31 protein-coding genes and 3 tRNA genes are annotated in these 26,246 nt (G+C 48.6%); 16 read left to right on the top strand and 18 right to left on the bottom strand.

Going from position 1 to position 26,246, the window contains the following annotated elements; translation table 11 throughout:
- Nucleotides 1–7 precede the first annotated feature (7 nt).
- The 15 genes from GSVR_RS11745 (at nt 8) to GSVR_RS11815 (ending at nt 12,814) form a co-directional block, all read left to right on the top strand.
- Nucleotides 8–622, top strand: a complete 615-nt coding sequence (locus GSVR_RS11745) for a hypothetical protein (protein ID WP_173202269.1) — start codon at nt 8–10, stop codon at nt 620–622.
- The gene (locus GSVR_RS11750) at nt 619–1,161 is read left to right on the top strand and encodes a hypothetical protein (RefSeq protein ID WP_173202270.1); all 543 of its coding nucleotides are present in this window, start codon (nt 619–621) and stop codon (nt 1,159–1,161) included. The genes GSVR_RS11745 and GSVR_RS11750 overlap by 4 nt, the downstream gene beginning before the upstream one ends.
- Before the next feature lie 146 nt (nt 1,162–1,307).
- Nucleotides 1,308–1,925 (top strand): hypothetical protein, encoded by a 618-nt coding sequence (locus tag GSVR_RS11755; protein WP_173202271.1) that lies wholly within the window; start codon nt 1,308–1,310, stop codon nt 1,923–1,925.
- 10 nt (nt 1,926–1,935) lie between these two features.
- Nucleotides 1,936–2,496, top strand: a complete 561-nt coding sequence (locus GSVR_RS11760) for a hypothetical protein (protein WP_173202272.1) — start codon at nt 1,936–1,938, stop codon at nt 2,494–2,496.
- 5 nt (nt 2,497–2,501) lie between these two features.
- On the top strand, nt 2,502–2,792 hold the full coding sequence (locus GSVR_RS11765; RefSeq protein WP_173202273.1) for a hypothetical protein: 291 nt from the start codon (nt 2,502–2,504) through the stop codon (nt 2,790–2,792).
- A gap of 2 nt (nt 2,793–2,794) precedes the next feature.
- Nucleotides 2,795–3,376 (top strand): hypothetical protein, encoded by a 582-nt coding sequence (locus tag GSVR_RS11770; RefSeq protein WP_173202274.1) that lies wholly within the window; start codon nt 2,795–2,797, stop codon nt 3,374–3,376.
- A gap of 115 nt (nt 3,377–3,491) precedes the next feature.
- Nucleotides 3,492–4,076, top strand: coding sequence for a hypothetical protein (locus tag GSVR_RS11775; RefSeq protein ID WP_173202275.1), 585 nt, complete (start codon nt 3,492–3,494; stop codon nt 4,074–4,076).
- Nucleotides 4,077–4,457: 381 nt separating this feature from the next.
- Nucleotides 4,458–8,588, top strand: coding sequence for a pyocin knob domain-containing S74 family peptidase (locus GSVR_RS11780; RefSeq protein ID WP_173202276.1), 4,131 nt, complete (start codon nt 4,458–4,460; stop codon nt 8,586–8,588).
- Between the two features lie 8 nt (nt 8,589–8,596).
- A complete protein-coding gene (locus tag GSVR_RS11785) occupies nt 8,597–9,496 on the top strand; it encodes a hypothetical protein (RefSeq protein ID WP_173202277.1) in 900 nt (299 codons plus the stop codon).
- A 17-nt stretch (nt 9,497–9,513) separates the two neighbouring features.
- Nucleotides 9,514–10,128 carry a DUF4376 domain-containing protein gene (locus GSVR_RS11790; RefSeq protein ID WP_173202278.1) on the top strand — a complete coding sequence of 205 codons (615 nt, stop codon included), beginning with the start codon at nt 9,514–9,516 and terminating at the stop codon, nt 10,126–10,128.
- Complete coding sequence (locus GSVR_RS11795; protein WP_173202279.1) at nt 10,125–10,679, top strand: hypothetical protein; 555 nt, start codon at nt 10,125–10,127, stop codon at nt 10,677–10,679. The genes GSVR_RS11790 and GSVR_RS11795 overlap by 4 nt, the downstream gene beginning before the upstream one ends.
- A complete protein-coding gene (locus GSVR_RS11800; protein ID WP_173202280.1) occupies nt 10,676–11,215 on the top strand; it encodes a hypothetical protein in 540 nt (179 codons plus the stop codon). Before GSVR_RS11795 ends, GSVR_RS11800 begins: the two co-directional genes overlap by 4 nt.
- Nucleotides 11,216–11,434: 219 nt before the next feature.
- Entirely contained in the window at nt 11,435–11,791 is a 357-nt protein-coding gene (locus GSVR_RS11805) for a PleD family two-component system response regulator (RefSeq protein ID WP_173202281.1), read from the top strand.
- Entirely contained in the window at nt 11,773–12,384 is a 612-nt protein-coding gene (locus GSVR_RS11810) for a hypothetical protein (RefSeq protein WP_173202282.1), read from the top strand. The genes GSVR_RS11805 and GSVR_RS11810 overlap by 19 nt, the downstream gene beginning before the upstream one ends.
- A gap of 1 nt (nt 12,385) precedes the next feature.
- On the top strand, nt 12,386–12,814 hold the full coding sequence (locus GSVR_RS11815; RefSeq protein WP_173202283.1) for a hypothetical protein: 429 nt from the start codon (nt 12,386–12,388) through the stop codon (nt 12,812–12,814).
- A gap of 244 nt (nt 12,815–13,058) precedes the next feature.
- On the opposite strand, the gene GSVR_RS11820 is transcribed toward GSVR_RS11815, so the two are convergent.
- Both GSVR_RS11820 and GSVR_RS11825 read right to left on the bottom strand, forming a co-directional pair.
- Nucleotides 13,059–13,631 (bottom strand): hypothetical protein, encoded by a 573-nt coding sequence (locus GSVR_RS11820; RefSeq protein WP_203978655.1) that lies wholly within the window; start codon nt 13,629–13,631, stop codon nt 13,059–13,061.
- Nucleotides 13,618–14,070, bottom strand: a complete 453-nt coding sequence (locus GSVR_RS11825; protein ID WP_173202284.1) for a Panacea domain-containing protein — start codon at nt 14,068–14,070, stop codon at nt 13,618–13,620. Before GSVR_RS11825 ends, GSVR_RS11820 begins: the two co-directional genes overlap by 14 nt.
- Before the next feature lie 579 nt (nt 14,071–14,649).
- Between GSVR_RS11825 and GSVR_RS11830 the strand changes: the two genes are divergently transcribed.
- Nucleotides 14,650–15,633: a hypothetical protein gene (locus GSVR_RS11830; RefSeq protein WP_173202285.1), complete on the top strand. Its 984-nt coding sequence runs from the start codon at nt 14,650–14,652 to the stop codon at nt 15,631–15,633.
- A 367-nt stretch (nt 15,634–16,000) separates the two neighbouring features.
- Here the strand turns inward: GSVR_RS11830 and GSVR_RS11835 are convergent, their stop codons facing one another.
- The 16 genes from GSVR_RS11835 to GSVR_RS11910 all read right to left on the bottom strand — a co-directional run bounded on the left by GSVR_RS11835 (nt 16,001) and on the right by GSVR_RS11910 (nt 26,241).
- Nucleotides 16,001–17,908 (bottom strand): ribonucleoside-triphosphate reductase, encoded by a 1,908-nt coding sequence (locus GSVR_RS11835; RefSeq protein WP_173202286.1) that lies wholly within the window; start codon nt 17,906–17,908, stop codon nt 16,001–16,003.
- Nucleotides 17,909–17,985: 77 nt separating this feature from the next.
- Nucleotides 17,986–18,678 carry an ATP-dependent Clp protease proteolytic subunit gene (locus GSVR_RS11840; RefSeq protein WP_173202287.1) on the bottom strand — a complete coding sequence of 231 codons (693 nt, stop codon included), beginning with the start codon at nt 18,676–18,678 and terminating at the stop codon, nt 17,986–17,988.
- Between the two features lie 34 nt (nt 18,679–18,712).
- Nucleotides 18,713–19,165 (bottom strand): dUTP diphosphatase, encoded by a 453-nt coding sequence (locus GSVR_RS11845; RefSeq protein ID WP_173202288.1) that lies wholly within the window; start codon nt 19,163–19,165, stop codon nt 18,713–18,715.
- A complete protein-coding gene (locus GSVR_RS11850; protein ID WP_173202289.1) occupies nt 19,140–19,421 on the bottom strand; it encodes a hypothetical protein in 282 nt (93 codons plus the stop codon). Before GSVR_RS11850 ends, GSVR_RS11845 begins: the two co-directional genes overlap by 26 nt.
- On the bottom strand, nt 19,418–19,726 hold the full coding sequence (locus GSVR_RS11855) for a hypothetical protein (RefSeq protein WP_173202290.1): 309 nt from the start codon (nt 19,724–19,726) through the stop codon (nt 19,418–19,420). Before GSVR_RS11855 ends, GSVR_RS11850 begins: the two co-directional genes overlap by 4 nt.
- 3 nt (nt 19,727–19,729) lie before the next feature.
- Complete coding sequence (locus GSVR_RS11860) at nt 19,730–20,296, bottom strand: HD domain-containing protein (RefSeq protein WP_173202291.1); 567 nt, start codon at nt 20,294–20,296, stop codon at nt 19,730–19,732.
- Between the two features lie 204 nt (nt 20,297–20,500).
- Nucleotides 20,501–21,370: a hypothetical protein gene (locus tag GSVR_RS11865; RefSeq protein ID WP_173202292.1), complete on the bottom strand. Its 870-nt coding sequence runs from the start codon at nt 21,368–21,370 to the stop codon at nt 20,501–20,503.
- Nucleotides 21,371–21,748: 378 nt separating this feature from the next.
- Nucleotides 21,749–21,892: a hypothetical protein gene (locus tag GSVR_RS11870; RefSeq protein WP_173202293.1), complete on the bottom strand. Its 144-nt coding sequence runs from the start codon at nt 21,890–21,892 to the stop codon at nt 21,749–21,751.
- A 200-nt stretch (nt 21,893–22,092) separates the two neighbouring features.
- Complete coding sequence (locus GSVR_RS11875) at nt 22,093–23,994, bottom strand: AAA family ATPase (protein ID WP_173202295.1); 1,902 nt, start codon at nt 23,992–23,994, stop codon at nt 22,093–22,095.
- Nucleotides 23,995–24,155: 161 nt separating this feature from the next.
- Nucleotides 24,156–24,401, bottom strand: coding sequence for a hypothetical protein (locus GSVR_RS11880; protein ID WP_173202296.1), 246 nt, complete (start codon nt 24,399–24,401; stop codon nt 24,156–24,158).
- A 180-nt stretch (nt 24,402–24,581) separates the two neighbouring features.
- A complete protein-coding gene (locus GSVR_RS11885) occupies nt 24,582–25,595 on the bottom strand; it encodes a metallophosphoesterase (protein WP_173202297.1) in 1,014 nt (337 codons plus the stop codon).
- A gap of 73 nt (nt 25,596–25,668) precedes the next feature.
- Nucleotides 25,669–25,776 carry an HU family DNA-binding protein gene (locus tag GSVR_RS22405; RefSeq protein WP_173202298.1) on the bottom strand — a complete coding sequence of 36 codons (108 nt, stop codon included), beginning with the start codon at nt 25,774–25,776 and terminating at the stop codon, nt 25,669–25,671.
- 20 nt (nt 25,777–25,796) lie between these two features.
- Nucleotides 25,797–25,871 (bottom strand) — tRNA-Trp (locus GSVR_RS11895).
- Nucleotides 25,872–25,873: 2 nt separating this feature from the next.
- Nucleotides 25,874–25,950 (bottom strand) — tRNA-Leu (locus GSVR_RS11900).
- A gap of 6 nt (nt 25,951–25,956) precedes the next feature.
- Nucleotides 25,957–26,021: transfer RNA gene (locus tag GSVR_RS11905), tRNA-Gln, on the bottom strand.
- A gap of 40 nt (nt 26,022–26,061) precedes the next feature.
- The gene (locus GSVR_RS11910) at nt 26,062–26,241 is read right to left on the bottom strand and encodes a hypothetical protein (RefSeq protein ID WP_173202299.1); all 180 of its coding nucleotides are present in this window, start codon (nt 26,239–26,241) and stop codon (nt 26,062–26,064) included.
- Nucleotides 26,242–26,246: the final 5 nt, after the last annotated feature.

Genomic DNA, 26,246 nt, shown 5'->3' on the forward strand with positions numbered 1-26,246 from the left:
AAGAATTATGACACAAAAATTTGCAATACTAAAGGATGGTCAAGTCTGGTACATAGCTCAAGATCGTCCCCCTGAGATAGATACACCTGATGGAATTGTAATCATTCCTCCCGAGATGTCCCACGAGGGTATGCAGGAGTATGGCATTTACCAGTACGAGGAGGTCGGCATTCCTTCCTTTGATCTTTATCATACGAACAATATCTCTTATGAAATATTATCAGATAAGGTAGTAGGTACCTGGACTTCGACATGGACTACTGTTGAGCAGATGAAGATAGCTAAAAGAGAAGAGATTGATAATGCCTGGAAACAGAGCATACAGGCCGGATCTTTTATGTCTGAGGTAGCTGGCATTCGAGTAGATGCCAGGCGTAATGATATAGACAATGACAAAGATAACCTAGAAGAGATTATCAATCTTGGTGAAGCAGGGTTAATTGCTTTCCCGTTTCAGTGGAAAGGTGTATCGGATACCGTCTCTCTTACTCTCGATGATTTAAAGATACTTCGACTGGAGATAGGGGCATACGGACTCCAGATGTATCAACAGAAGTTCGAGGCGTTTGGTTTGCTTGAGGCTGCTACTACGCCTGAAGAAGTTATGGAGGTGTCATTTTGAAACGAGTAATACTCAATAGTGGCGGGATCGATTCACTGGCACTTGCGATAAAATGCAAGGATGATGAACTACACAGTCTTCATGTGCATATAGGTGTTCCTTCGTCTGATGCACAAGCAGAAGCAGCAGAGAAAATTGCCAATGAGTTCTGCGCGTCACATAAAGTAATTGAAGTTCACGGACTCCTTACGCCGCCGCCTGAAGGCGGCCCCCTGAAGCCGCTGTCGTACAATACCCCTACATTAGCAATGCTTGGAAGTTCCTACGCTATGATTATGGGGATTGTGTCTGTTATCTCTGGGAATCGCAATGAGCGTGTGAACAAAGATTTCGAGAAGTATTTCACCAGGATGCTGCAAACACATGTACGAGATGAGCGGGTGTATTCGCGGCCTTTAGGCTCACTCAAACTCGAAGATGTCTACCAGATAGTCAAAGAACATCCTCTGTTTCCACAAACTGTTTCATGTTTGTCCTATCCGCCTTGCGGAACATGTCCAAAGTGTCAAATACGGAAAAATTATGGAATTGATGTTTAAACACTACTACTAATCCGACAACAGAAGAAAATCTAAAGGAAGATTACAAAATGAAAAAGCTGTTAGTTGCTGTACTGTTGGTTATGTCTGTAGTTTGCTCCTCTGCATTTGCACTGGAGACTGGCGACTTCAAAAGCAGAACCGCAGTGAACCTTATCCGTTCTAACGAGGATAACTACGAGAACCGGATCAACATCATCTCGGATGCCGAGTACAAGCGCCTGATCTACAAGGGAGACTACAACCTGGACTTCAACGACGATCGGGAGATGGCACGCACACAGCAGAAGACCCTCGTAGGAGTAAAACTAGTAGACGAGCTTTCGTTTCGTTACCAGTATGAGAACTACGACGCCTTCAAGTACACGAACGTTCCTGCTTCGCTCAAGAATGGCAAACTGATCCCTGCCTCCGTGAAGATCAAGGAGACGCAGTGGAAAGACAACCGCTACGGCTTGGGCTACAAGTATTCCTTTGGCCTGTTCGACAACACTGCATACAAGACCAAGGTGATTCTCGATGCGATGGTTCTCAAAGAAGAGCGCAACGACTTCCGCACAGAGTATAGCGTTACATTTGATAACAAATACTTCAGGATTCGCAACCAGACCTACTTCGACTACAACAGTCTGAACATGCAGAAATATTACAACAGAGTGATTGTCAATTACAAGATCACTCAGAACTTCAGCCTCAATGCTCAGACTATCTGGCAGACTGACAAGACTGTGGCTCACAGACTTGGCATCTCGGTAAGCTTCTAAGGAGTCTAAAGTGGAAACTGCAATTACTTCAACAAGAATATCTACAGTAGCCATGAAGGCGCTAGCGGTTACCATAATTGTAGCCGCTGTCTACTGGGCTATCTGCATGGTCAGCCCGGAGCTGGCCAAATCGTCAGTAGCGGGTCTTTATTTCGGTAAAACGCTGAAATTCGCCAACATGCTGAGAGCTGCAATCCTCGTTTCCCCCTACGCTGTGATCGGCACAGGTGTCGGGGCCTGGATGTTCAACTTGACCACGGGCACTGCCGGAATGAGCGCCTATCCGATATTGCCCTTTGTGATTACGTTGATCGGTCTAGGATTCCACAGGCTGTCCATGAAGATTGGCCGCAACACGGTGAAAGACTTGGCACTGCTTACAGTATTCGGAGTCATAACCGGGGCGATCATAGCCCTGAATCTGACTTCATTCGCGGTCTTGGCTGGAGGTCTATCCCTGGCGGCACTCAAAGGCCCGATCATCTTCAAGATCGTCGGCAATACGCTCACGGTTCTGGCCGGGTATCCTCTGGTAAAAGTGTTTGATCGCTACTTCACGAAGAGGGAATAGTCACAATGTTCAAAAGCTTTATGACACAGCTCAGTAGAATAACCCACGAGCTGACAATTTCGGCGGCTCTCTTGGTTTTCTTGCTGTCAGGAACGTATGCTCACTTCCCCAACAACATTCAGACCATCGCACTCAAGGCTACCCTGGCCAGCCTGGGGTTTCTCCATGCCCATGCAACCACCAAGCTGACGTTCCCTGCCATCGATTGGGCAAACGATAACACGGACAAAATGGAGAAGATCCTGCGTATCGTTCTCTACGCCAGCTTCATGTACGCCTATTCGCACGGCGGCTAAGAATGCGCTTCCTCATTATCCTCCTGATCCTCGTGCTACCCCTCTCCTGTTTCGCCTCTGAACGGTGCAAGAATTTGGCGCAGGAGGTCCGGACGGCACACTACCAATACTTTGGTATAGACTACCCCTATTGGTATTCTGTAGGGCAGCTAGAGCAGGAGTCTAGCTGTAGAAATGTAATCTCGCGTGATGGGGTCGGATCGGAAGGTCCGGCCCAGGTCACGTACAGAGTCTGGGCACCTGCCCTGCAGAAGCAGGGAATCACTGAGGTCAAGACCACCAAGAACAATCTTCGCGCCCAGGCGTACATCAACAAGGTGGCACACAACGAGAACCCGCACAAGAAACTGTGGATTACCTATCAGATATACAACGGCGGCGGGCTGGTGCTGAAGGAGATCAACAAGGCCGGTGAGGTGGATTGGGCGGCGGCGTATGCCAAGTGTTCACGGAAGGTAGTCCATTTCAAAGACGGATCTACTGAGAAGGCGTGCGACATCAACTACTACTATAGCAAGCATGTTTTCAAATTTGGGGAGACGTATAGGACAGGATCCGACAGTGCGACCTACTCCTTCTGGTAGCTCGAATACTCAACGGAAATGAAATGCGTTTGTTATGGGTATAGCTACTGTGACAATTTAAGCAATTTGTTTGTATACAGGTAGTGAAAATTACGTGGCGGTTTGGAGTACCCCCATGCAAGCAGTAGACGAATTTAAGCAACTACCGGCAAGAACTAAAGCACTGCTTCTCTTTTTGGTACTGGCTATCATATCGATGCTTTTCACATGGTACTCTCCGGAAGTACCGGCCTCGCGCACGTACGCACAAGCCCCCGCCATAAAAGGTACTGCAAACCTGCCCAAAACTGCTGTTCCGGTGGTTGGTGGAACAGTTAAGGTCCTGCCTAAAAAACTGGTCAACAAAGTCACTCCGCTTCCTGACGAGGTTATCAATGACGATGAAAAAGAGGTAACCGCTACAGGAGAAATTCCGCCTTCAGAGAACGGATCGAAGGTCGTCTCAGTTATAGACACCAAGACGGGAGATACCGTCCTTATTACCAAGGTAAATCCCCCTCCCCTATTCGCCTTTGAGAACAAGCGCAGGATCGGCGTTGGTTACGGTATCGGTACGGCAGGCCCGACTGCGAAGTTGTTTGGAGAATACACGTTCCTTCGGGTAGGTAACTTCCACCTCAGTGCAGAAGCAGAGATCAACGCTACGGCCACCCGTCAGACAGAAGCTAAGGCAATGGCGCAGATAGACTACAGATGGTAAGTCATGAGGATTGCGGCCTTAGACTGTGAGTCTCAATTAGCATTTACAGGGCAATGCTGAAAAGGCACGAAGTCATCACCTTCAATGGTCCCGATACTCTTAGACTCTGACTATTGGCTAACCCTGTCCAAAAAGGATGCCTGTATTTGTCCGTATGTGGGATCTGTGAACGCCCAATTTCTGCTGATGACCCCGTTGTTCCAATTTGACGAAATAACATTGGCATCATCAGTGGTGACGTTTGCAATAGCACCAGGTATCAATATCCACAAGTTGGAACAGCAGATGCCTGATAACCCCACCCCTTTTATAAGCTTAGTAATATTTTAATCGAATAACACGTATATAACTTTACAGCTACATTAACCAAGGAGAACCTGAATGCAGTATTCACAATACACTGTTTCTGTGACAAAAGGATCAGCCACTGTCATCGGACAGCCAGGATGTAAGTTTTTAGCAAACGTAGCTCCTGGTAATGCCTTTAAGGTGAAAGGTTCACCTGTCGTTTACACTGTGTCCGAAGTAACAGATGATACTACATTTATTCTCAGCGTACCTTTTACTGAGGCTTCTACATCCTCTATCCAGTACCAGGTCACAAGAGACTATACTCCGAATTTTGGTCTTGCCGAGATAAACGTAGGCGATCAGGATTGGCCTACCCATCTGACTCAGCAGACTATTCGAAAGATCGATGCTGCTCTCGGTGCGATCTTTATCGGAGCTGGTGGCGGCAACGTAGTGACCAATGGTTCCAGTACTACTGTAACGGCTACCGTGACGGGAGACTTCTGGGAGATAAAGGTAGGCTCCTACGTCACTGCCAACGGCGTTTCTCGCACTGTCGTAGACAAAGACTTTGAAACCAATAGCACCATTACCGTCAACGCCCCTGTGGATTGGTCGAACAACGGTAATGGATATTCCTGGACCTATAGCCTGGGCAATGCGTTCCGTGATGCCGAAATAAATGTAGGGTTGGCCAAGACGAGCGCTGAGACTGCCGTCGTTGCGGCAGCCGGGGCTACTGATGCTGCGGATACTGCAACTACTAAGGCCGATATTGCTACGGATAAGGCAACGGAAGCTTCCGATTCCGCAAGCTCCGCTGCTGTAAGCGCTGTGGATGCGGCAGCTAGTGAGCAGGCCGCAAAGGCCAGCGAGACTAATGCTGCTGCTTCTGCTCATGATGCGGATGAATCGGCTGTTGCTGCCGCAGTCAGCGAACAGGTCGCAAAAGAGAGCAAGGACGCGGCAAAATACAGCGAGGATAATGCCGCAGCCAGTGCTAGAGCCGCAGAAGAGGGCAAGGACGCTGCACATCTGTCAGAATTGGCAGCTGCAGCCAGCGCCGGGGCTGCAGAAGAGAGCAAGGACGCTGCACATCTGTCGGAGTTGGCAGCAGCATCCAGCGCCCAAGCCGCTGACAGTTCGGCCTCTGATGCCGCTTCAAGTGCGCACGATGCAGCATCGTCCGCTTTGTCTCTGGCATCTGCCCTGTACTCATTCAGGGAGACGTTCTTGGGTGAGCTTGCCGAAGACCCGGCCGTTGATGGTAACGGTCACCCGATCAAGGACGGGGCGACCTATAGCAATACCACCACAGGTAAAATTCGCGTATACAGCATTGAAACCGGCATTTGGAGGAACTACGACGAGGATGCCCAGGCTGCAACTACTAGCGCGAACCTGAGCGCGCTCTCTGCGGCCGGGTCTGCTGGTGAAGCTTTAAATAGCAAGGAGGACGCAGAAGCAGCAGCCGCTGTAGCATCTCAGAAAGCGCAGGCTGCGGATGCGTCTGCCCAGGCTGCTGCAGGTTCTGCTGTCAGCGCAAATGACGCTGCCACTGAAGCATCTCAAAAAGCGCAAGCTGCGAATACGTCTGCCCAATCCGCCTCGGAGTCGGCCAACGCTGCCGACCTATCCGCACAGGCTGCTGCTCAGAGTGCAGTCGAAGCTACTAATGTAGTTGCTGCAGGTACTCCAGTAGCCTCTCAAACTGTACGCGGTGGTGTGAAGGTTGACGGCAGTACAATTACCATCACCAATGAGATAATCAGTGCGTCTGTTCCCACAGTAACTAGCCTAGTTCAGGACTCCAATCATCGGTTCGTGACCGATGCTGAAAAAACAATCTGGAACGGTAAGCAGAATGCGTTGACTGCCGGAGTAGATTACTTGACCCCGGCGGGGCAGGTGCAGCCGGACTGGAATGCGTCAACAGGCAAGGGTACTATCCTTAACAAGCCCTCCTTTGCAGTTGTTGCTACAAGTGGTTCATATACCGACCTGTCGAATAAGCCTTCATTCGCTGCACCTAATCAAACTATGTATATCGGTACCACCGCGGTAGCTATCAATCGTAGTTCAGGTGCCTTAAACCTTACAGGTGTAAATATCGATGGAAGTGCAGGAAGTGTAGCCGCCGGAAGCATAACCCAACAGGTAGGTATGTGGACTTCTGGCACTCGCCCCGGCCCGTATAGGTTGTATAGAAGGGATGTTGATAGCAACTATTCTGTTCAAACCTATTGGGACGCATCGCGGTCTTATTGGATACTGGGTGGGTATAATTCAGATGATTCCTTTCATGCCGGATGTAGCGTGACCCATGCCGATAATGCAGATGTAACAAAAGTTATTAGTCAATCTTCGGACAGTTCCATTTATAACAATCAATTAAATCAATTGTTTTCAGATACCACTCCAGGCGTTACTACAAATGTCGAGTTAAATCAAGGTGGGCCTACTTCTGGTTGGCATTTTATTGAAACCATGCGCCACACAAATGCAGCTAATCTGTGGGGCAAGCAGTATGCTCATGGATGGGAACAAAATGCTGATAGAATGTGGTCACGTAACTGTAGTTCTGGAACTTGGGGTAATTGGGTAGAATTCATTACCTCTGCAAATATAGGAAACCAATCAGTCGCTTATGCTGCACTTGCCAACAGAGTAACCTATTCACCCAGTCGGAATGACAGCTCTTTATACCCTGTATTGTGGGGTGCCGATGAAGGCGGCAAGACTATAGCTTATTCCTGTGATGCTGTTAGAATTCAATCATCAACCGGTTTATTAAGTGCCAATGGATTCCTTGCTTATACTGATTTCGGAGTAATGAATGCACAAACTGGATCAGGAACGCAGTGGGTTGGCAGGGTAGGCTCTAAAAATACTACAACTGATATCGCAGTATTTATGGGAAACTACAATGGACTATCGGTACTAGCCTCGCACAATAGTGCACTTAGTGCTTGGAAGGATTTGTATATAAATTCTGTTGATGGTCTTAGTGGAGGCAATGTCAGATTACCATCAGGGACTTACATCAATGGACAAGCAGCTCTCCACATGGGGAACTTCACCTCTCAGATAGGATTTAATCTTCCATCAACATCTACTGTTGGTGGATCTGTATGGCCTGCATTGGTAGCAACCAAAGCTGACGGCGTTACTGAACTGGGACATTACATTGATCTTCATCTAACATCTGGAGAAAGTGCTGATTCCACAGTAAGACTTGAAGCAATAAATTCCTCAACGATAACTCTCGCAGGGAATTCTTTACTACATGCTAGTAACTTTACTACTGTTACAGGCATTGCTCATCAAGAACGCTCTGGCGGAGATGTTAATACATGGATTACTCCAGGGTTTTATGGTCTTGGCAATACTGAAACAAATCGACCTAGCTCTTGGGGTGCTGGTTTTGTGTCGAGAAGTGCTGATTGCGTGCTCCAATTATTTCACGATTGGGAATATGGAAATGGACTCATATACAGAACTGGAAATCCGCCTGTATCTGGAGGGGTTGGCTCGTGGGGGTCTTGGAAACAAATATTTGACACTACCAACCTCACCAACCTCAATCAGCTCACAAACGGTCCTGGATACATAACATCCAGCGGATCATGTGCCGCCGCTGCAAAATTAACTGGCCCTGCTGCTACCAACGGCAATGATGGTTGGTTTCGTTCAACAGGGTCTTGTGGGTGGTACAACTCAGATTACGCTACTGGCATATGGAGTCAGGGGGCTGGGCTCGTAGAGACATATAACAATTCGTCCTTCAAAGTGAACGGCACTCTCTATGCCACTGGTAACGTAGTCGCCTACTACTCCGATGAACGCCTCAAGGAGCGCATTGGCAGTATAGAGAACGCATTGGATAAGGTTTGTTCTCTCGACGGATTTTATTATCGCAACAACGCACTTGCAAGAGAATTGGGGTATTCCAGTGATGAGCTTCAGGTAGGTTTATCCGCTCAAAGCACCGAAAAAGTTCTTCCCGAGATCGTGCATCCTGCTCCGTTTGACATGGCCGGGGAAATAACCAATCCCGTCTCCAAGTCTGGTAAAGATTTCAAGACCGTGGATTATGCACGCATGGCACCGTTGTTTGTCGAAGCATTCAAAGAACAGCGCAATGAAGTTGACAGTCTGCGAGCAGAAGTTGCGAGCCTTCGTAGTCAAATCCAAGAACTCACCTCAGCTTTATATAAGTAAGGGACAACATGGCTCTGAACTCTTCAGGACAAATAAGCTTAGGCGGCTCGACTGTCGGACAGTCCGTTAATCTTGAGCTAGGTCTAAGCTCTACAGCACAGATCTCGTTAAATGATACGACTGTCCGCACTCTTGCTGGTATTTCAGGTGGGCAAATAGGTTTATCAAACCTATTGGGCAAATCTAAAGGAACTGGCGGCGGGTTTTACACAGCAAGCCCTGGTTGGGTAGGTGGCATTACTAGACCTTTTTACCAGACAGTTTATAGTATTACCTATAATGGAAATTATTATGGGTCTGGATCTGTAGTTGCAAAATCAATAATAGATACTCAATATTTATATGTCATTGAAGCAGGTATGTGGATAGGTAGTTTTACGTTTACTAACGCATCCCCTCAAACTAAAAACATGACATTCATATATACTGGGCAAAATCCTACTCAATTGGATGTACTTGTGACAGGAAACATGTATAACAATGTTACAATCGACAACAGAATCAATATTAGCAGCATAACTATCCCAGGAGTCGGTACTGTTTATCCTGGCACACTAGGAACTACTTACACAACACATTATAATTTGATATGGAGCTATACAGCCAATTTCGCTACGGGTCCTGGTTACATTGATGTTTATGTAGGTGACGAAGACGGAGCAAATTATTCAGCATTTAATCGCTGTCTCAACGCAGGCGATCTCGATGTTATCGTTTATCAAGATGGCATAAATATAGGAAGCATCGTTGGTAACGGAAGAATAAATTTCACTATGATGCAAGCCAATAATTCTACATTTTCAGTATATACAAGAGACACAATAACAATTGCTAATACTTGTGGAGACCTTGGTGGTGAATTTTCATCTAGTACAAATATAAGTTTTGTTTATCTACCAATACAATAATAATGCAAGGAACTACTATGAGATATGCAGTCGTATGTAATGGTAACATTCAAAACATATTACCAGATAAGCCGGTAGTATGGCATACATCCGATGGACCTATTAACTTCACAGACCAAACTACAGATGAAGAATTACTGCCATATGGTATTTATCCATACGAAGAAAACTATGTAGAGTTTGTACAAGATAAATACCACTTAAATGTATTCAACTACGATATTCAAGACGCCAAGGTTGTAGGAACACGAACGGTAGAACAAGTACCGCTGGACTTGGCGAAGCACACTAAGAAGACTGATATCACCCAGGAGTGGACCCGGAGGATTAAATCAGGATCTTTCATGTCGAGTGCTTTAAACACAAGAGTAGACGCCAGGCGTAATGACATTGACAACGATGCTCAGAATCTGGCCGAGATCATAAATGCTGGAGAAGCTAATCCTGGGATGTTCCCTATACTGTGGAAATGCACCGACACTACCAAGGAAGTAACTCTCGATGATCTAAAGGCCTTAAGGTTAGAAATGGCCCAGTATGCAATGAATCTTTATAGCGACAAATTTACTACCTACGCTGCAATCGATGCAGCAACGACTTTAGAAGAAGTAATGGGGATCGAACTGGAATGAAAAGGGTATTTTTGAATAGCGGGGGAATGGATAGCTTGGCCGTGGCCGTCAAGCTAAAGGATGATGAACTGCACAGCCTATATGTGCATACCGGCGTCCCTGCGGCAGACGCCCAAGCCGAAGCGGCACGTAAGATAGCAGATAAGTATTGTGCCAGTCATAAGATGATTGTTCTGCATGACATTCTGGTGCCTCCGACCGAGACAGGCAGAATCCGTCCGATGTATTACAACACCCCGATACTGGCAATACTAGGGGCAGCTCATGCTGCATCCCTGGATATAGTATCGGTCGTATCTGGTAATAAAATTGAAGTATTTGATTCCAATTTCGAAAAGTACATGGCGAAACTCTTGTCTACCACAAAACTACGCGGAGAAAGAATGTATTCAAGGCCGCTGGGGAAGGCATCATTCGATGATATCTATCAGATTGTTAAGGACGATGAGCTACTCGATCAGACAGTCTCGTGCCTATCCGTTCCTCCTTGCGGGATCTGCGCTAAATGCAAAAACAGACAAAAATATAATATAGGAGTCACAGCGCAATGAGAGCACTGGCTGCGGAAGTTAAACCTTCAACTATCACTATGGGCATTACAACGGCAATTAGCATTGCCGTTTTATACTGCTTAATTTGTCTGGCTACTCCAAGTTTGTCTTGCACAGTACTTGGAATAACTCCAAGTTTCAGAATTGCAAACGCACTAAAGTCTTTGTTGTTTATATCTCCATATGCTGCGGCTGGCTCTGCGCTGGGGGCCTGGATGTATAACATTATCACAGGCAAGGTGGCAATAGGGGCCTATTCGGTTATCGGGCTTATTCACGTAGGCTTGGGAGTGTTGTTTTACAATATCACCGAAAAAGTTGGTCGCTCTACTATGAAAGATATTGTGGTACTTTTAGTATTTGCTATCCTTTCCAGTCTGATAACAATATCAAACATATCATTGTTGGCCGCATTAACAGGAAACGTCATGGCTTTAAAATTGGTAGTCGGCAAGTTACTTTCTGACGTAGCAATAATATTGAGTGGATATGTGTTATTTAGCTCTATCGGTATAATTAAAATATCTGAAAAATAGAAGTAATTTTAAAGTTGTATTTGGTTGGCCAGAATTTCAAAAGTAGGACTGTAAATTTTCCGTTCAAATGAAGTGGCTTATGAAAGCAGTACGAAAGCTCCAACCGCAAAAGATATTCGGAGAGTACACGCTCCTGCGGATAGGTAGTTTCCATTTGAGCGCTGAAGCGCAGAGCAATGAGCAAAGGCAATGGCTCAAATTGACTACAGGTGGTAAGTCATGCGAATTGCGGCTTTAGATGACTGTAAGTCCCAATTGGCCTTCTATAGCATGATGCTAAAGGGGCATGAGGTTATCGCTTTCAGCGATCCTGACGCGTTTCTAGAGAGAGTAGAAGAGCTACATCCTGATTTTGTAGTCTTGGATCTCGTCATGCCATACATGACCGGTATCGAAGTAGTCGAAAAGTTAAAGCAGCAGGAAGGCACGAAGGACATCCCTGTGGTTCTCTGTAGCGGAATGCAAGGAGAAGAGTACAGCATCCTGGCCAAGAAGTGCAAAGCTGCTGAGTTTGTCTGTAAAGAGCACATCGACAGATTAAAGGAGATTGCGGACCAATGGTCCTTGAAGAGCTAGTCTCAAAAGCAATATCAGATTATGCCGGAACTGCAGTGAGAGTAGCAGGCCTGGAGGAATCGGTTAAGGATTTACGCAAGCAGATTGCAAAGGCATTGGACAGCATTCAGGACACCCTGCGGCAGCAGGCTACCATCCTGGAGAGGCTGAGCGCCAACGTAGAAGATCATAAGAACCTTCACCGCAGGCTTGACGAAGTGGAAGAGGATCACAGTGAGCTGGCTAAGCAGGTTGAAGGTATGGATCGGAACTGCGTCAGAGACGATTACGACGCATTGGCGAAAAGGGTTCAGGTTGCGGAGGGTCAGGCTACACTAGTATTTAAGAGGTTGGATCGCCTCAAGGACCTGCCGAGCGCACCTGAGATGCAGGCCCTTATCGATCTAAAGGTCAAAGAGGCGGTGGACAAGCACGCAGAGACACTCGATGAGCGCTTTGGGCGGTTAATGGCCATTTACAAAATCGCTTCCAGTAAACCGGGCATCTGGTCGATAGGCATTTTCTCGGTCCTATCCGTATTTGGTATTTATTCCGACCTATATGACCACTGGGGGTGGATCAAGGCATTGTTCAAGGTGTGGAACGGGAACTGATATGCAGATCGCGTTTTATAAAGGAAAAGGCAATCTGTGGGATTGGGTGGTTCGGAAATGGACCGGTTCTCCCTACTCCCACTGCGAGCTGGTATTCAGCGACGGCCCGTTCTTCAGTGCCGATCCTCGATCAAATGGGGTCCGCTACCTGACTATCGAACCTGATCCTGCCAAGTGGGACTTCATTGATATCGAGATTTCTTTGGGAGAAGAAAAATGGCTTCGCAGGTGGAGTGATGTAAAAGTAGGCTGTGGGTATGATTGGGTGGGGCTGTTTTTCGGAACGGTGCTCCATCTTGGTCTTGAGGATATTGAACGGTACTTCTGCTCGGAGATCTGCAGTGCAGCTCTCCAGGCCCTTGGCAGAATACCTGAGGCACTGCCTAGCAAAACCAACCCCGGCGAGCTGTACGAACTGTTACGCAGCTAGTTTCCCTCCTTTTCTAGCTGCACGCCCCACCGGGTTACCTCCGCTCGGTGGGGCTTTTTTGCGTAGTATCTCAGTTTGAAATTTAGATCCCGTTGCAATCCCTGAGCGGTTATGTTCGCCTTTAAGGCAAACGACCACTCGACATAACCCAGCATGCCAAATTCAGGCTACCAACGAAGATAAGGCCCAGGCTCAGCGGTGGTTGCTATCATGTGTGGACGTTGGCGGAAATAACAGAATTAATCTAATGGTTATCTACTGGACATATTTTATGATTGCGCTCGTACCAAATCATAAAAAAATGGTGCTGCAGCCGTATCCCCCAAATTCTTTTTTTGTCTCCCAACCGCAATCTGAATAAGGTTTCAAATTCGGCTAAACCTTCTAATTCGCCCCATCTTGTTTGCGCTTCGCCGCACAATGAATCTAAAGGTTGATATTTATTAAGCAATTTTCGGTACTTAAATCTACCACTATACGTTTTTGTTTCTACCTCATTCCATGAATCATTACGATGTGCATCCATATGGGGTTTGATAGTTTCACTATACTCTTGATCGGTCCATAGGCGCGATTCATTCCAGCCCCAATCGCCAGCAGTGTCTGAACGTGTGTGGCACCAGGAAAAATAACATGTTTTGTAATTGTCTGGATTAGTTGAACGGGGATTCTTTTCTAGCGAAGGCGCTTCGGACACTCTGATATACTTATCTTCAATCCTGATATTTTCGGAGAGCCTAACATTTTTATCCCTGGTTTTTGCTAGTTTCTCAATATTTCTTTGAATACGGGCTTCAGCCTTACTAAGCTTCTTCACTATTCCAAATCCCTGAATAATATTCAGCAATAGAGGCTGTAGTAATCACTTCATTAGAACGCGCTGTAGGTGGCAAGCCATTCCTAGCATCTATCCAAGGGGATTCTTGGTGGTTGATATCGCTTAATTGTTGGGCAGTATATTTCCCATAAAATTCTAAAACATGGTCAACAGTTTCTTTCTGTGGCCCCGTTAAATTGCGAGAATCCCCATAGGGAAAAGTAGAAGTCATTACTTTAAACATGCCCCTATGTCTATCATATAATGCAGGCGATACAGCCCCTCCAGCCCAAGCCTCAAAATGCTCAGGAAACATTTCTTCCTCATCCCACACCAAACCCCAAGCTTTAGAATAGAAACAAAGCTTTTGCAGTTTCATTACGGTGATTTCACCGGTCTTTTCAAGGATGTATTTAGCCACATCAAAGACGGTTGCCATAACATCCTCCCTTCTGTATTCCGTATACAATTCTCGCGCTGTATATCACGATTTGCCGTTAAAGTATATTTATTTTATATCATATCATACAGCAGACATGCGACAGGATATTTCACGGCGTAAGCGAAAACCGCCTATTTTGTTTGGCCCTGGATCATTACATTTCAAGCCGAGACACTACCGAACTGTTACGCAGCTAGTTTCCCTCCTTTTCTAGCTGCACGCCCCACCGAGTTACCTCCGCTCGGCGGGGATTTTTTGTCACACATTGAAACAAATTGATACAGATCAATACAATTTTAAATTGCTTGCTACGGCCTAAAATCGCGGCTGTCGCTTGACAGGAATCTTAGCCCTGAAAAATAGAGCCAGCAATAACCTGTGATTCACATAATCAACGGCAATCCCGATATCTCCAGGGCCTCCAGAAGTTTTGTCGAGCGACAGAACCACACCGGCCATGGAAGCGGGTGTATCAAGCCATGCTTGATCGCTCGAAATGATTGCTAGACTTTCCAATTAAATCTAATTTATGCTACCAAAAGTATTTAATCCTAATGTAATAATGCTGGAGGAAACATGTCAAAGCCTGCTTTTAGTCCCACCTTAAAAACTAACAATAACAGCATATTACAGGGAAAATCAGGTCAATTGGTCCCACCCCAAATTCATATACAGGGCGACCTATTCCACGTTGAAAAACAGGTTGAGTTCGATGGGATTGAAATGGGTGTGCTAGAAAATGGTGTGCCATATCTTTCAGAGAGCGGACTTGCCAGAATTTGTGGGGTCGATCGTAAGGTACTTAATCGATTAGCTATTAACTGGAAAGACGAAAAAGATAAAGACCGTGGTATGGCAATAAATGAGATGTTAGAAAAATCTGGATACTTTGAAGATGAATTGTTTCTTAAGTCAGAACTCAACGGCACAATTATTAATGCGTATACAGAACCAGTCTGCTTGGCAATACTTGAATATTATGCTTTCGTTGCTAGGGAAAAAAGAGACGAAGCAATAAATGCTTTCAGAACTTTAGCAAGAACTACATTTAGGCTGTTTATTTATGAAGCGACCGGATACTCCCCAAGTCAAAAAATATTAGATAGCTGGAAACACTTCCATGACCGTGTTGATATGATTTTGGACTCTGTGCCGCTGGGCTATTTCAGTGTGTTTCGTGAAATAGCTTCTATGATAGTTCCGATGATTCGTTCTGGAATCATGATAAGTGATAAAGTGGTACCCGATATTTCAGTAGGCAAAGCATGGAGTTCTTATTGGAAAGATAATAATTTAGCTAATGTTCACGGCGACAGAACAAAATACGACCACGAATATCCGCTATATTACCCCCAATCAAAAAGCAACCCGCAGCCTGCGTATGCATATCCTGATTCAGCATTAGGTCTGTTTAGGTCATGGCTTCGTCAAAATTACATAACGAACAAATTTCCTGATTACATAATTCGTCAGGCAAAACAAGGCAATATCACTGCGCCAGTAGCCAATAAGGCCATTGAAACATTCATTAACAAACAACTTCCGTCTGAATCCAAGTAAATATGCTTAAATAGTTTGAGCAAGAAAAAGGGCCTCAAAAAATTTTGAGGCCCTTTGACGTACCTCTTAACAAGGTGTTAGCCCTGTGCCCAGCGTCGTGACCGTCAGCTTCTGGAGTTCCGGGATATCGAGTCGCTTCAGTTCTAGATCTGAGTTACCGCATTACGGCCTTGGTCGTGCAGGAAGCCGTGGGTAAAGGTTGCTTGATGGTTTTGTCTTCATACTGCACCCCCTGCACCCCCTGCACCCCCTGCACCGACAACCAAGCTATCCGGCATATTCAAAAGGTTGAATATGCCGAGGATAGCCATGATGTTGATGCCGAGGTAGATAAAGAGAGTCCATGTAGCCCTCATTTTCTCTCCCCTTATAATTCACAGTTCCCACCGCTACAGGCCAATTCAGTCCGCCCCGTGGTGTTGTCATCCTGCTCGAATTGATTCAGCTCACAGTCGAAGTCAATCTCGATCCCTTGGTACAGTTTACAGAGTTCCTGGTACTCCGTCCGCGTGATCTCCTCGTAGGGGGCCAGGGGATAGTTTCCTCCGTCATAGGGAAGGAAACTCAGGCCGCAGACCGAATCCCAATTCTTGTAGACCCAGGCGCTAACTTCGATCCACTCGTCCTCTTTCACGTAGATCGTGACCGAAGGGTTGCCGTCGCACCAGTTATCGTTGAACATCTTCCAGTACTCCAACTGCTCGATTGCAGAGAAATCGGACCTATTCAGCGAACCTCTCGGAGACTTCATCGGAAACTCGAAGACCAACGTAGAGTGCTCTTCCCAGGATTGCCCGACTTCGGGATTGCAGGGCACGCCTTTGCTGAGAAGCAGATAGGCGATAGGATCTTTGGCATTAACCCTGACCCTGCGAATGTAGTAGTCAGAGTACCGAGGATGCAGACCGCTGGCGCTGTTGCAGAGCTGCGACACCGTACCGGACGGCTTGGTGAGCGTAATTTGCTTGGGAGTGGCGATGCCCAACTCCTTCGCAAATTCAGCGGCGCAGTCATGCGCATACTTACGCAGTTCCCGCAGGAGTTTGCCGGTCTTGTCGTTCACCTTCTTAAACAGAGGAGAATCACATACGCCGGTCAACGAGACTCCGATCAGACGCTCGGCTTCGGCATTCTTCTTCCAATCAGGGTGGACGTTATGGAAGTTGACTTCCAGAGACTGCACACACCCAAGAAGGACGGCTGCGCGGATCTTGGCCTCAAGAACTTCCCTGATGTCGTCGGGCCGCACAACAACTTCGGACAGATTGCAAAGCTGGCGATCCATCAGGAGAGCTTCGCAGCACGGATTCGACCGCACATTGCCAGGCATGCGCCCGAATTTATCCGCCTTGTCCCTGGCGGTCTGCACGTTGAAGATGCCGCGTTCACCGGAACCGGAGCGAGTAAGGTTCAACCACTCTTCCATGAAGTGTGCCACAACAGGCTTCTCCGTATAGGCGATGCTGTTGTTAGCCAAGGCCCGGTGCGGATTCTCAAGCCAGAACTGCCCATCTTTGGCGTGCTTCAGGCGCTGATCCGAGAGATTGCTGAAAGAGATTCCTGCGCTCCTACGCACACCACCGACCACCACGCAATCGCACGTCTTGGTTACAACGTCGTGAACTTCCAGGGAGTTGAGTTTTCTGCCCTTGGCCCCTTGAAAAACGCCGATAGTGAACTGGAGCAATTGGCGCAGCGGCTCAGGGCCGGAAGCCCGTCCTCCGAATGTGTTGAGGCGTGCCCCTTTGGGCCTTACGGCGGAGTAGTCGAACACAGGGATCACACCAGCATACAGGCAGGAGATGCAATGCCCGAAGGCATTCTTCCATCCCAGTTTGGAGTCCTCCACGACGTGGGCCTCTTCAGCCTTGGCAAACTCTCCCGGCACTTCAGGCAATCTGCCGGTGAACTGCCGCTCGACCGAAAAACCCATACCTGTTCCGTGCATCAGTATGTAAAGGATCTCGCTGAATTTATCGGGCGAATCCAGAGCGACAAAGGCACAGTTAAACGCGGCGAAACTGTTCTCCTCCAGGGCGGGTCCGGCAGACCACAAGGCCCTCATGGAACCTACGGTTTCCTTGAGGATCATAAAGGCGATTGCCTTGTCGAAATCATCCCGTAAAGACTCAGGCACGTAGCGCAGGAAGTAGTCCTCGTACCGCAGACAGGCTTCCTTCCAAGACTCCCTGCGCTGCAAGCCGACCAACCAGCGGGTGTAGGTGCGCTTGGCGATAAATGTAGAATACAGCTCTTCTATTTTTGCTTGCAGCATGTATCAATCTCCAGATTCAGCCAGCTATTCGTAAAGTACAAAGCGCCGGATGGTTGGCCGGTGCTTTGTACTGTTTATTATTCCTCTTCAATCGCTTCACCGTCTTCGGACGGCACTTCAGCGGAATTGAGGTCAAGCGGCCACAGGCCGTCGATAACCTCCAACTCCATCGCCTCCACGACATTCATGTACCAGTCGGACTTGCGCTGGTGACAATCCTCCAGGGCCTCCTCGGTGATGAGGGAATTGGTAGTGACAAAATCGGTAATCATCTTTTGCAGTTCGTCCAGATGTTCGCTGTATTCCCGAACGTCTGCGGCCTTGCCGATACTTCCACTGCCTAACTCGTGATACATGAGCCATGCAAACGGCATCGCATACCGCTCATGACCCGCCAGCAGGATCAGAAAACCGCCCGACATGGCCTCACCGAGCGCCACGGTACGCACAGGGGTCTTGCTCGTTTTGATGGCCGAAACCACCGCAAAGCTCTCAAATACCCTTCCGCCTGGGGAGTTGATGTAGACCGTGATCGGCTCCCGCCCGTAGTTCAGCACCTGGGTCTCCAGCATGTCATCGCGCCGGTTTATATTCTGAATCTGAGCAACCACCTTCTCGATCACGTTGTTGTTGATCTCGCCGTTGAGGTAAATCTCCCTGAAATTTTCGAGCTGAGCCTTCCAGATCTGCTCTTGCAGCGTCAAAGGGCCAACGGACTCTTCACCTTTTTCGCAGTCCTCGCATGCCTTGACGAACATTTTGTATTTCATGTACTGGTGACTCCTTGAGTTTTAAGTTTCCATCCTACTGATTTGTCGAGCCAAAACCGCCCGTTCCACGTTCTGATTCCGATAGGTCGAAGACCTCCTCCAAGGTGGCCTTCGGGTAGGGAAGGATTATCAATTGGCCGCAGGCATCCCCCACGGCATAGAGGTGTGGGATAAGCTTCCTGATGCCGTGATGGGTAACGATCTTGAAGCGCAGGGCGATCTCCCCGCGATACCCGCTGTCGATGACGCCGACCGCATTGCACAGCAGCAAGTCCTTTTTGCTGTTGCCCGAACGAGCAAACAGCAAACCGACATATCCTTCAGGGATTTCCACAGCGATTCCAGTGCGGTACTCGATATAGTCCCGGTCTGAAACTATGGCGGTACAGAACACGTCCACACCGGCATCCCCAGGCTTTGCGCAGCGGGGAGCCTTCGCGTCTTCGTGAAGCTTCTTGAACTTAACCTTGAGCGACTGCTGCGGCATCCGCATCCTCCGAATAGACCGGAATGACTGTGTCCAGGAGCAAATCCGTCTCGGAGTCAACAAGGACGAATTCGTTGTCCTTTTGGAACTCTTTGTAGAGTTTGTAGACGCGCCGGACACTCTTCTTGATCAGCTCGTTGTTGTAAGCAAAGGTTGCAAACGCCTCTTTGATCTCGACTACAATCTCTTTTTTGTCTGCTTCACATTTCTGCTGCTCTTCAAAGAAGGCAAGCAGGAGCGCTTTATCGATACTCATTTCACCTCCTTTTCTTTGGCCAGCTCAAGCATGATCTCAAGCTTTGTGATAGTAGTAATCAGCTGAGCACGTGCATTCCCCACCTTGGCGAGCTGCTTTTGGAGAGAGTGGATCGTGTAGCGTAATTCGTCCTGCGTCAGTGAGTAGTCTTGCTCTGGCATTACCGTGTCAAACCTTTCTGCGTAAATGAAATCTCCACAAAAGGAGCAATGGTATGCGGCCCCGTCCGCACGCTCGTAACAGGTGAGCGGTGCGAGTTTGCGGAGGCGTAGCCAGCATTTTCTGCAATACGTGTCTTTATTCATGAGTCATCCGATCAACGATGTTTCAAGGAAGTTAAACCTGACCTCAGGGCGGCTTGCCACCATATCGGCTATATGGACGAGTTGCCCGATTTTGCCGAAGTCGTCCGGAAAGATCTTGGACGGATCACAAACGGCCCATCTACCCTGGTGGAACGCTATAGCGGTGTAGATTTGCTCGTTCAGCGCATTCGGGTAGTTCAACCTGTCTGCTACACGCTTAAAGAAAATGGCTCCTTCGGACTCGTGCGTTTTGGAGGTGTGAGGACCGCATCCGAAGCCGTATTTGACTGCGTCGTGGAACAGCGCAGCAATCAACGCTGCATCATGTTCCCGGTCGTCCAGCATATAGGCGTCGGACAAACTGTGCGTCATATACGCCACTGCGAGTGTATGCGCCCTCAGACCGCCCTTCATATTGGACCACGTGGCGTGGTACTTTCCGGTACTGGAAGCAGGCTTCTCAGCGAAGTATGGCGGAAACATGTCCACTGCTTTCCGCACAAAGTCTGCGTTGACTTGAAATTTGAACCACGCGTAACTTGGCTCGAAGTATTCGCTATTCGTCTGCATCACGTGCCTCTCTAACTGCCTCGATCCGCTGGAGCGACCACCAACAGGTCGCACCGGCGTTCTCCAACAATGCAAACCCCAGCGGATCTAAAGCCCGTAGCGTAAACTCACCGTTTAGCTCTGCCTCGTAACGATCCCTCAGTTTCACCTTCTTGCCGATAAGGGAGCTGAGTGAAAGACCCTTTGATTTTCTGTTTGTTGCCATTACGCAATCACTTTCTCTACGCGGACTACGTTGCCGTTTTCAACGTGGATTTCAAGCCAGCCGATTTCGCTCGGCTCATAACCGGCCACCTCTCCGTAGCTGATGGCATAGCTCCCTGGTTCACTGTACAGCTTCAAGAAGCTACCGGAGCATCCGTACCATCTGCTGTCGGCAGGGATGAACGGCATGTTCTGCTCTGCCAGTACATGGTAATGCTGCTTGATGCCGTGGCCGTCATCGGTCAGATACAGCTTGTTTTCGATGGTCGGCTCAACCACCAGGAGCTGGTGAGTGTGCCCACAGCTCATGTAGATGCAGTCGGAGAAGCCCGATTTGCAGAGTTTGTGCTTCAGCGAAGCCTTGCGGTTCGCCATCTTCTGGATATCGTCCTTCGCGTTACTGTTGATGCTGCCGTAGCCGTGCGTGAAGAACATCTTGTGCATGGGCCGTTTATTACGGTCAGTCGCCGTGAACTTGAAGGCGTAGGTCCCATACGGCACCTGGAGTTGGGCTGCGATGTACCGTCCAAAATCCATAGTGTTCATCAGTTTGTATTCGTGATTGCCGAAGCCCCAGGCAACGATCTTGTCGCGGATCGGCATGAAGTCTCTGACAACCGCGTCTGCCTGATCTGCAGGAGTCATGAGGCGCTCTTTCACGTCCAGACCGCAGCTTGCGTACCTCTTGTCGCTGGGCAGAATGGCCTCTATGGAATCCCCTTTATTGACCAGGAAGTAGTTCTTCTTGGTGGCAACCTTGTCGATCATGCTGCGGATCTTGTCTCTGGCGCAGTTCAGGCTACCGTAGTGATAGTCTGAGGAATCGATTAAAACGTAATCTCGCGGCATTCGCCTCTGAATCAGTTCCAAACCTCTCTCCTTTTACCATTTGAAAATAAATGTTTGTTCAGTGCAGTTCCGACAGCACTTTGCAGTTTCTTGCATCATGAGGGTATTGCCACATAAGAGACAGCGGCCTAAATCTACACGTTTTTGCTTTCTGCGTTTTTCGTTCACCGAACAAATACTGCAATAAGCCTTGGGGAGCCGGTCATTCACCCTTCCGCAATTAGGGCAACTGCCTTCTCTTACCCGTCTTTCCGTAAGTACCTTGCGAGGCAACGCAAACCTCCAACGTATTATGTATGGCTCCAAACCATCAGAAATCCTCAGTACCGCAGCATAGTTCCCGATTCATCCACCAGACACAGCCGGTCGAACGCTTTGACTGGTCGATCCCCAGGAAGCTCACCCTACCCTACCCTTCAGGATCATCTGAATCACTTCCTTCTCGACGGCAGGCAAGGTCGAGTCCTCCAAGACCATCAACAGCGTCTTGTTCGTGCAGTTGGCATATTTCGCATATGCCTCTTGTTTCGCCTGATCGCTCATTTATAGCTCCTCGTTTTTCTTGAAACGCAGCAAACCTTATCAGTTATCTTTGGGATCATGGAACAGGACCTTTTCAGCCCGACCGTAGTCACATGCGGGATAGTTGACGGTGCCTTCTGCGAAGCTGCACCATTTGTGTGTCCAGTCCGTCAGGAGCATGGCCTTGCATTGGGGACAGCGCTCGTCAATAAAATTGACACTTACCTCGTTGTGCATTGAAATACCCTTGTAGTTCCGTCATTCAGTTTCTCTGCCGCTATAACAGAGTCGTACACCAGATCCAGAGCCAACTCCGAATGGGCAATGGTGTACAGTGCCTTATTCTTTCCTTTAAGGTACTCAAGAACGTTGAACAGTCCGGCCTTGCCGTCCTGATCCAGCGCATCGAAAATCTCATCCAGACAAAGTACGTTGAAGCTGGTAGCCCCCGTAACCTCAAGCAGCTCCAGCACTGCAAACAGGCAGACGATCTTGATCCTGGCCGTTTCGCCGCCAGACCACAGCACAATGTCCATAGCCTTTGCGTCGTCAGTGATGGAGAAGTCGATCTCTCCTGCCTCGTTGATGAAGAAGAGGCACTTGATGCGCCCGTCACACATCAGGCGGGCATACGTGCTCATGGTCTTGTTGAGGGATTGCAGGAAGCGGTTTACCATCACCGTCCTGTATCCCTTTGGGCCAAGGATGCCGACCCAGCTCTTGAGCAAATCCAACCTGCGCTCACTATCGGCCAACTGTTGCGCGTGCTGGTCGATTTGAATGTGCAGTTTGGCGTTGTTCTCCCGAATATTCGCATTCAGATCCTTGACGGCCGCTACTGTGGCGTTATGCTTTATCGCTTCGTCGTACTTCGCTTGGACTTCTTGCTGCTCTGCTTTCAGCCCGGAGATTTCATCCTGAACCTGCCGCAGCTCGTACTGCAGTCTCGACTCTTCTTGTTTCAGCGCCTCGGCATCGCACTCATACGGGACCGCATTGGTCAGTCGTGCTATCTCCTGCTCCAGCCTGTGTATCTCTTCCCAGGTGTTGATCCGGGAAGCGTATTTCACCCCTCCGCTCTTGCAACGCTCCAAAAACTCGTTGGCCTCTGCGATGTGAGTTTGAATCTGCGTAACCTGGACATCGAACTGCTTGGCCTCCACTTCATGACCGCAGGCGTGGCATTTACCGGTTGCTGCGGCCTTCTTCAACATCTCCAGTTCTTTATTCCATAGAGCTACCATTGTGGTGCGCTTTGATTCTGCCTGCTGGATCCTGGAGAGCTGATCCCGACACTCGGCCAGATCCTTGTCAGGGGCGGAAAGCAGGGCTAACTCATCCTGTTTTCCTTTCAGGTGCAGCATCTGCTGTGCGTAGTTGGCGGATCGGGACAGATCCGTCTGCAGCCGTCCCAGATCAGCCTCGATCCGCACTTTGCGGCCTTGCCAATCTTCAAGAAGTTCTGAAAACACCTTCATGCGGCCTTGCAACTCCGCCGTGGGCAGCGGTGCCATTTCACATGCCTCGCTGGACAGCGAGGCTTTCAAGGTTTCCAACGATTCGGACAGCAGGGCGATTGTGCCCCGCTTCCCTTCCAGCTCTTTCCGGTAAGCATCCATCCTGCCGAGTTGCTGATCCAGCTCCGCTAATTTCAGCGTTCTGTTGGCAAACTCGCTGCGCCCTTTGTTGGTGGAACTGTCAAGCAGGTTAAGGGTTGACTCTTTGGACTGGTACGTCAGATCGCAGAAAGTCTGGAAGTCGCACTCCAGAATCTCTTCGATCAGTTTCAGATTGTCAGGAATCCTTTTGAGGCTGATGTCCACGCCATTGTGGTAAATCTCGATGCAGCCCTTTTTCTTGCTGTTCACGATATGGTAGGCATTGGCACCTTTCGTGAAGGTTACTTCGATCTCGTAAGGCTTTCCTGTGATCTTGTTGTTGACATCCTCGATCTTGCAGCCCTTGGCGTTCTTGTTGTAAAGACACTGCTGCAGGACTAGAAAGATCGACGTTTTACTGCTGCCGTTCATTCCTGAGATGGAGTGAAGGCCGGTTTGAAAATTGAATTCCAGGTTGGTGTAGGAGAAACAGTCCTGGGCTTTCAACGTTTGGAAAACAATCATGCCGCTCCCTCTTATGAGGCCCTGCAGTTGAAGTAGTCAACCAGGTCCAACAGACTGCGGAACCATTCTTTACCGCGTTTCCACCGTTCCAAAGACCGGCTGGGGGCCAGGTTGTTTATCTGAAACAAGAGTTGCTGAAATAGCAGTCACCATTTCCGGTATCAATGAACGTCCAATACGTCTGCTTTTTGGGTTTCTTCGTAGATGCCATTCTGAAACCTCCCTACATTCACAACAATAGGCCCGACGTGGCATAAAATGCCGTAGTTGCACGGGATCTTCAGCTCAATCACGCTCCAGTCGTTCAACCAGCCGAACACCATGACCGCGAAATCAATGCCGAGGAAGCGGGTCATGAAGCCGAACGTACGTTCATCTTTGTCTACTATGCCTTTGAATCTGAACATTCTGCCTCCTCAGCTACGTCTACGTGTTTCAGGGCGGTGAGTACTTCCGCCTGCCGCCGAAGTGCCAGAATTCGTTTCTGGTGGCGGCGGAAAGGAGATTTGGCAAGCATTTCTGCATACGCCGCAGGGTCATGCTTCACCTGTCCCAGCTTAGCCTCGTAACGATCTCTGTTCAGAGACTTACGTGCCATGATAGACCTCCATCATCTGTTGAATTTTGCCTTGGTCGTAACCAAGTTCCTGCATGTAACCTATTAACGAATCTTCCAGGCTGGTTATGATGCCTACCGTGTCGTCTTTGACCTCGGTGTACGTTTCAACGACTTCCGGTACTTTGAGTAACGTGACGTGCGTATTGCTGGAGGAAATCTTCCTCAATTCCTCCGGCGTGCCGGTCACTTCCACGCGGTAGAAGTGATAGTCAGCCACGATCTCCTTGTAGTCTGCCGCGTCTACCGTGACCTGGACGAGGTTTGGAAGATCGAGCGGGATTCTGGTTGTCGATAAGGAACCGTTGGTGCACGTGACAAGCAGACAACCGCATGTGGGATCAGGCTCAAAATGGTTATTAAGAGGGCTATTGGTGAAAAAGATGCGCCCGCCAATAGTAAGATCAGTGTGAATGTCAGAAGCAAGGACGAGGTCGTAACCATCAGTAAACGCAGCAACGTCGATCTCCTCTTTGATGTACTCATTCACATCCGGCCGGAAGTGGCTGACCAGGACGGTGGTCCTGTCTTTTGAAGGGACAAGACTGCAGTCCCTGATGCGGGAATGCCCTACAAAGGCGAACTCGCAATCCCTAAATTGAACGGTAGTATGGTTTACATAGCGAACCGCCCCACAAGGCGTATTGAAGCTTTTGGAATTCAGGCTGTCGAAGAACGACCTGAAATGTTCCAACGTCGTGTTGTTGGGGTCAGAGTAGTCGTGATTGCCGTCGATTACCCATATGTCGATTCCGGCCCTGGAAACCAAGGTGCAGAGCTCCAGGAACAGTTGCATCTCTCTGGTGTTGATTTTGTGGTTATCGAAAATGTCGCCTGACAGGATCAGCATGGCGTCGTGTTCCAGGCAGAGGTTTATGTAGGTTTGCCAGAGCAGTCTGTAACGGTTTAGCTGCCACTCCAGGGGCAGGTCGGGTTTTATTCTCAGGTGGATGTCGCCGGAGACTATCCACGATTGTTTGGACATACGCTCCTCACATACAAAGAAAGGAGCCTGTCGATCAGGCTCCTTTCATTGTTTCACCATGTAACGTGCGGGATTACTGCGCGGCTTTGAAGCCCATCTTGGTGCTGGCCGGGATTTCAGTGGCAGCGCCGGTCTGCGGGTTGCGGCCTTTACACCTTGTCCTTGTGAGAGGGCGTGACATGTCACGCTTAGTTTTTGTAATGGCGGGCCGCCAGGGATTCGAACCCTAACCCCAACGCTTTGGAGGCGTGGATGCTACCGTTACACCAACGACCCGATGGTACCCCTGGAAGGATTCCAACCTTCACTGAGCGGGGCTTAAACCCGCTGCCTCTGGCAATTGGGCTACAAGGGTAAACTATGGTGCGAGGGGAGACTCGAACTCCTGATACCAAGTTCAAAGCCTGGTGTCACCTCTACACAACTTTCCTCCTTGCAGATGGTGACGTACTCTCACGGCTCTTCTCTACGCTGGCTCGCCCCCCTCTTCCTGCACAGAATGAGAAGCCTGGGCAGCGTCTACTTGCTGCTGTGCCTGATGACGGATATTACCGAGCAGATCAGCTACTTGCTCGTACGGCAGTTTGGCGAGTGCTCCAAGCACTGTGTTCACTTGATCAATTGTCAGTTTAATGCTTATTTCCATTTTCT

This window comes from Geobacter sp. SVR (assembly GCF_016865365.1).
Taxonomy (GTDB): Bacteria; Desulfobacterota; Desulfuromonadia; order Geobacterales; family Pseudopelobacteraceae; genus Pelotalea.